Annotated in this window: 6 protein-coding genes and 1 pseudogene; 3 read left to right on the forward strand and 4 right to left on the reverse strand. The window is 36.4% G+C overall.

Going from position 1 to position 6,756, the window contains the following annotated elements; genetic code table 11:
• The first annotated feature begins 649 nt into the window (after positions 1–649).
• Positions 650–1,753: a spore germination protein gene (locus H540_RS0120990; RefSeq protein WP_028402255.1), complete on the forward strand. Its 1,104-nt coding sequence runs from the start codon at positions 650–652 to the stop codon at positions 1,751–1,753.
• 363 nt (positions 1,754–2,116) lie between these two features.
• Here H540_RS0120990 and H540_RS0120995 read toward each other — a convergent pair whose 3' ends face one another.
• The 3 genes from H540_RS0120995 to hemA all read right to left on the reverse strand — a co-directional run bounded on the left by H540_RS0120995 (position 2,117) and on the right by hemA (position 5,421).
• A complete protein-coding gene (locus H540_RS0120995) occupies positions 2,117–2,710 on the reverse strand; it encodes a YdhK family protein (RefSeq protein WP_051317225.1) in 594 nt (197 codons plus the stop codon).
• Positions 2,711–3,295: 585 nt separating this feature from the next.
• Positions 3,296–4,192, reverse strand: coding sequence for a DMT family transporter (locus tag H540_RS0121000; RefSeq protein ID WP_028402257.1), 897 nt, complete (start codon positions 4,190–4,192; stop codon positions 3,296–3,298).
• A complete protein-coding gene (hemA, locus tag H540_RS0121005) occupies positions 4,189–5,421 on the reverse strand; it encodes a 5-aminolevulinate synthase (protein ID WP_028402258.1) in 1,233 nt (410 codons plus the stop codon). The genes H540_RS0121000 and hemA overlap by 4 nt, the downstream gene beginning before the upstream one ends.
• A gap of 482 nt (positions 5,422–5,903) precedes the next feature.
• Between hemA and H540_RS0121010 the strand changes: the two genes are divergently transcribed.
• Together H540_RS0121010 and H540_RS30515 are read left to right on the forward strand one after the other, a co-directional pair.
• Positions 5,904–6,083 (forward strand): hypothetical protein, encoded by a 180-nt coding sequence (locus H540_RS0121010; protein ID WP_028402259.1) that lies wholly within the window; start codon positions 5,904–5,906, stop codon positions 6,081–6,083.
• Positions 6,084–6,175: 92 nt separating this feature from the next.
• On the forward strand, positions 6,176–6,556 hold the full coding sequence (locus tag H540_RS30515; RefSeq protein WP_051317226.1) for an SH3 domain-containing protein: 381 nt from the start codon (positions 6,176–6,178) through the stop codon (positions 6,554–6,556).
• 108 nt (positions 6,557–6,664) lie between these two features.
• On the opposite strand, the pseudogene H540_RS35405 reads toward H540_RS30515, so the two are convergent.
• Positions 6,665–6,756, reverse strand: a pseudogene (locus tag H540_RS35405) (IS6 family transposase); the annotation flags it as partial.

Here is a 6,756-nt window from a genome sequence, read left to right on the forward strand (position 1 = left end):
TGTATATGGTATACAAAGAAGACACTAATACGTATCCAGTGTCTTTTTTGTACCTGGGGGTATTCAGGTTATGAATCTATATCATGTTATGCCTCGTATTTATTTTTATAACTATTGAATTGTTCATCATTTTTTTTGATACCCCTCTTGCTCAACTAAAGACCACACTTTATCTTGATTCCAAAAAAACAATCCAAATAATATATGTTTTAAGCCATACCAGTATGTATCCCAATGTAAATATGCTAAGAGTAGGATTCCTTGAACAAAATATAGCACGGAAAAAATACGCCATATTACATTCGTAATTTTGTATAATCGTTGCTGTTTCTCACTCTTCATTTAATTTCAATTTCCCCTTCATATGTACTCAAAACAAAAATAGGAAAACTTCTCAATCTACATTTTTTGTAAAACAACGCTTTTTATACATTTCCCTATTTTTTAGGTTGAGATGATCGAGGAGTATTTGCTATAACTTCTGATAACACATGTTATATAAACCTCACATGTATAGAATATGTATAAATTTTGTTCTTTTTTGGAAATGTAAAATTGTACCGTTTATAAGAAGATGCGTGGAAAAGTGAGAAGTAATGAGCCTTATGAAAGTAGTAATTCTGAATTGTGAATAAGGAAGTGACCTGCGATGATTACCAGCTCCAAAGACCGTATTACAACAATTCAAGTAGCTGTTATTGTTATCAATTATATACTTGGAACGGGAATTCTGACCTTGCCACGAGCAGCTACAGAGAAAGTGAAAACACCAGATATCTGGTTAACTGTAATTTTAGGCGGGCTGATTGCGATGGTGGCAGGGGTTATTATGGTCAAATTAGGCCAACAGTTTCCAGGAAAAACCTTTTATCAATACAGCCAAGAAATTGTAGGGAAATGGGTGGGCAAGTTACTAAGTCTACTCCTTATATGTTATTTTGTAATGATGGGTGGATTTCATACCCGTGCATTAGTAGAAGTAACAAGTTTCTTTTTGTTGGAAGGTACCCCATCTTGGGCCATCGTGATGCCATTTATGTGGACGGGTCTCTATTTAATCATGGGCGGCATAAATCCGATTGCCCGTCTGTTTGAAATTATTCTCCCCATTACGGTCGGCATTTTTTTAGTGGTTGCTTTTATGGGCTTCAAAATATTTGAGGTGGATAATCTGCGCCCGGTACTAGGGTTGGGGATCATACCCGTACTAAAAGGAATCAAAACAACGGCTCTCTCATATATAGGTTTTGAAAGCATGTTTATTATAATGGCGTTTATGAAACAGCCAAACCAAGCAGTAAAAGCTGTTTTAGTTGGAATTTTCATCCCACTGATCTTTTACATGATAACTGTCGTAATGGTCATCGGTGCATTATCCGTCGATGGCGTGGTAACCAGAACATGGCCGACGATTGATCTCATGCGAAGTTTTGAAATGCCTGGTTTGCTATTTGAACGGTTTGAGTCTTTATTGCTTGTAATATGGATTATGCAAATGTTTACTTGCTTTAACGTTAGTCATTATGCTGCTTCTTTGGGGATGGCCCAACTCTTTAAAAAAAACATTCATTCTTTTATGTTTGTTTTGCTTCCGGTTATTTATATCATTTCTATGATTCCGAAAAATACTAATGACCTATTTAAACTCGGGGATACGATGGGCAATGTTGCGTTTTTTTTATTTGGTATACAACCACCGCTACTTCTGCTTGTCTTAAAATTGAAAAAGAAGAAGCATAAAGTAAAGTTATAATAATGTACGGTTTCTTTTGGTTTCACTGTTAGTTCTTTTGCTTCTGTCTCTTATTGAGTGTTAGAGCAGCAACGAAATTGAAAAGACTTCATAGATTTCTAAATACATCGACTACCGATAACACACATTATGTAAACACGAAACCTCTTCAGATAGCTTGCTGAAGGGGGTTTTGTAGGCTTCTAGATACATTGACTTCCGATAATGAGATGTTATGTAAACTTAACGTGAATACCATATACATGTGTCATGAAGTAATTTAGAGGGAATTCATTTTGATAAGTAGACATCTCTGCATTGATACCCCTTAAGGAAATCAAAAACCGATTTCAAATTAGAAATCGGTTTTGAAATATAAATTATTTATTTCGTTGAAAGCTCACTTTCTGTTACCCATTTATGATTGGTTACTTTTTCTCCACCAGTAGTTGGAGTGTAATCAATCATATAAACTGTAGTCTTTTCTGCTAAATCAATTGTTCCCTTTGTACTCATCATACCTTTCATGTGGTCTGCTTCTAAAGTAACTTCAGTGCCAGGTTTCAAGGTTTCATTATCTGCATTTTTAATTTCCTCTTGAATGACCCATTTATGATTGGTTACTTTAGCTCCCCCAGTCGTCGGAGTATAGGAGACTGCATAAGCTGTCGTATCGTAAGCTCCCACAACCGTTGCTTTCGCACCATTCATACCTTCCATGTGGTCTGCTTTTACAATAACCTCACTGCCTACTTTATAAGTTGGATTTTTTTCTTCTTTTAGTCTTTTCGGAATTTCGCCAGAGCTTGAATGATTCATGTTGCTCATATTCCCTTGTTTCATATTATCCATACTGGACTGGTCGTTCTCCTTAGTAGCAGTAGAACATGCCACCAAGGAAAAAGCAGTAACAAGGCTAATAAGTAATAACGTAATACGTTTCGTTATCAAAAACTCTCCTCCTCTACGATTTGTCATAAGTATAGTACAACAAAAATGTGCAGAACTTATGCAGCCCGCTTAGTTTTCGTTTAACTATATTCCTTCATGCTATTTGAATGAATAAGAAAGAGTGGATTGTATGAATGGTAAGTTCCAAAAACTCTTGTTGCACCTATTTGTCATTTCCGAGAACGGGAAATTAGATTTCGATATGTATTACTTTAGCTAGATCGTTTTTTTACTTCTGATAACACTGATTATGTGAACAAGAAATCCCTTCAGAATACAAGATCTGAAGGGATTTTTATAGCATCTGAGATTCATTGACTTCCGATAATGACATGTTATGTAAACCTCACATGAATAACGTATTCATCATAACATGAATGGATCCTAATTCAATTTTACAAAATGTAAGGCCACCTCTCAGCCTGATGGTAGTGTTATGGGGAATTTCATTTGATAAGGTGGAGTTAAGAGGAAAAAATGGTGGGATGATCATGATAAAAAATGAAAATTATGTGAATGAAAAGTTCCTTCAGAGGATCTGAAGGAACTTTTCGAATTTCTAGCGACTCAATACTTTAGAATACTATGCTAGGTCTTTTATAGCACATTTAATCAAATCTCTAATGTTTTTTTCCTTTTTGCTGTTAACTTGAGTCCTAAAGCAATAGCAGCCCCACAGCAACTCAGTAAACAACCGAATAGTAGGTATGCTGTTGGTTGTGTATCACCAATGATAACGGAGGCAATTCCTCCTATAGCTGGGAAGAGAGCAACCATATATCCACTCACTGCTGCTCCCACTGTTTCAACCAGCTTTAGGTAAAACATCCAAGCAAGGAATGATGCTACAATAGTAAGGTATGTAAGTGCTCCTAGGTAGGATGGTGATGTAGGCAGAGTGAAACTTTGTCCTTGCATTATGCATATAGTGAGAAGAAGGAGTGAAGCTACTACAAATCCGATACTATTAGAGTAAATAGGGTTAATACCGCTTCTTGCATTTTTGGCTGAGCTAGCATCTCCTATTGCTGTTAGAATTGTACCTAATAGCGCCATACCAATTCCTTTCAGGTTATCTACCTGAATGCTTTCTGTCAGAAGTGGGTAGACAAGTACACCAACTCCCATAATCCCAATTAGGCCACCAATTAAGATACGAGGATGGAGGCGGTCACCTAAAAAGGTACGTAAAGCAATAGGTGTCAAAACGGTTTTGAGTGAGAATATGAGAGTTACTAATGCAGCTGAACTCCAAATCGTAGCATAGTACAGGAACAGATAACTTAATGCAAAATTACATATGCCAAATGTAAAAAGAGGCATTATATCCTTCTTGCAAGGACGCCCTTTTGGTCGTACAATCCAAGCAAGAATAATAAACATGAAGGCAGCCCCTACAAGACGGTAGCTAAGTGATACTTCCAAATTGACAGGAGTTCCTTGTATCTTAACAGCAATAAAATTCAGACCCCATACGATGAGGCAGAATATGTACATAAAAGTGGTCATACGTAAACGAGTTCTTTTGCATGAGCAAACGGAATGTCAAAATAATGGAACACTTCTACTAGCGCACTTGTCAATTGGATAATTTGTTCCTCGGTATGATTAGGAGTAACGTTAATTCGAAAACGCTCTGTACCTACCGGTACAGTTGGAGAATTAATAGGCTGTAAGTAAACCCCATGTTCTTCAAGCAGTCGTTTCGCTGCAGCTTTACATTTTTTTGCCTCCCCAACTAATACAGGAAGAATATGCGTTTCGCTGCAATTCATGACAGGAATACTGGCTTCAGCAAAAGCTTCTCTTAGCACCTTAGTTTTATGATGTAATGCATTTCTTTCCTTGTCCGAGACTTTTAGGTGTTCAACGCTTGCATGGCAGGCAGCAACGATTGCCGGCGGCAATGATGTAGTGAATATAAAACCAGATGCAAAAGATCGAATAGCATCAATAAGAGGAGTAGATGCGGCGATATATCCACCTATAATACCGATGGACTTTGCCATAGTACCTTGTATGAAATCAATTTGATGAGCCACACCTCGTTCAGCAGCAATTCCGGCTCCTCTTGGTCCGTACATACCAATTGCATGTACTTCATCAAGGAATGTTAATGCGTTATATGTATGGGCAAGATCAGCAATTTTTTCAATCGGTGAAATATCTCCATCCATGGAGTAAACAGATTCAAACACAATGATCTTTGGTCGGTCAATCGGCTGAGCTGCTAATAGTGATTCTAAATGTTCTACGTCGTTATGCTTAAAGATCTGGCGCTCTACTTTTGTACTCCGTATACCATTGATAATAGAGGCATGGTTAAGCTCATCAGAAAAAACAATGCAATCTGGGAACAGTCGAAATAAACATTGTAAGGTAGCATCGTTTGATCCATAGCCAGTTGGGAATACTAATGCAGCCTCTTTTTCATGCCATTCTGCCAAAGATGATTCTAATGCAGCATAATGATAGTGTGTTCCCCCAATATTCCGAGAGCCCCCCGATCCGGCACCAAACATACGAATAGCTTCGTGCATAGCTTCTGTTACTACTGTGTGTTGGGACATTCCAAGGTAGTCATTGCTGCACCATACAACAACAGGTTTGGTATCTTCTTTCCCATTTAGCATTGCTAGTGGGTATTGTCCGTTAATTCGATTAATTGTAACAAATTCACGGTACTGACCGCTTTCCTTTAAGGAATCTAGTTTGTCTTGAATAAGTTCTGTGTACATAAGTTACCTCCAAGGTTTTGTAATAAGTGTAGTACGAATAATGGTGTGAATACTTGCAATGTGTTGGAGACTCAAGGTCCATCTATTACCTCATTATTAGACCATCACATACTAATTTCGTAAATTTTGTATATTAGTAAAATAATGTAATTTCATACAAATTGTAATAAATATCCATATCAAAGTAAAGAATATATTAAAAATAAAAACTTTTTTATTATGTTTATATTGCATAAAAGGTTGTGAGAAACCTATTAATAGTGCTGACTCTTGAAAGGTTCAACTGCCGATAACACTGATTATGTGAACAAGAAATCCCTTCAGATTTTGTATTCTGAAGGGATTTTTATAGTGTTTGAGATATATTGACTTCCGATAATAAGATGTTATGTAAACTTCACATAAATACAATATACAAGACTCCTTTGACTTTTAGATTATGATAAAATGAAAATAAAAGGTAAAAGTTGGGGGGGTATACAATGTTTGGGAAAAGTGAATTAAAATGCTCAGGATGCGGAAAACAGATTACAAACGAAGAAGAATTGATTGCATTTGTTAAACTCCCAAAAGCCTATGTTATGCCGTATGGAGCTTTTGACGTAGCACTTGCGAAATGTGCAACTGGAATTTATTGTAAGTATTGTCATATAAAAGAATGATTTCTGATAATGAGATGTTATGTAAACCTCACATGAATAAGATATACAACCTTTCAACTATGATAAAATACTAAGCTAAAGGGGAAAATTATATGGATTATAAGGTAATTCAAAAACATAAAAGCAATTATCTGAATCCCATTTCATTAAAAAAGGGAGAGCTTATAAAAGTAGGGAACAGATACAAAGGTCCTGAAAACTGGGATAACTGGGTATATTGTCATACAAAAGAAAATGAGGGATGGGTTCCAGAACAAATTATAAATAAAGAGGACGAATATACCTTTGTATTAGAAGATTATATAGCTAAAGAACTCAATGTTGAAAAAAAAGAAATCGTTTCAGGAATCAAAGAATTAAACGGCTGGTTATGGTGTAAGAGAAAGACTAACAACGAAGAAGGTTGGCTACCCAAAAGTAAATTAAGACTTTTAAACTATATAAGTAGAACAAAAGATTTTCCATCAAATTGATTTCATCATAAAGTCTCCTCATATATGGGGGAGTACCAGCGAAGGGGTTCTGGTGCAAATACTTGGGGAGGATATACAGAGGCGAAACGTTTCCTAGTAGAATCTATTTTATGCTGGAATACCGAATAGTTGATGAATGAGGTTCACTTGATTTTGGACAGACTTCTCCCCTTGGGAGGTTTGTCCTTTTTTCATCATGT

This window comes from Ectobacillus panaciterrae DSM 19096, assembly GCF_000430785.1.
GTDB classification, from domain to species: domain Bacteria; phylum Bacillota; class Bacilli; order Bacillales; family Bacillaceae_G; genus Ectobacillus; species Ectobacillus panaciterrae.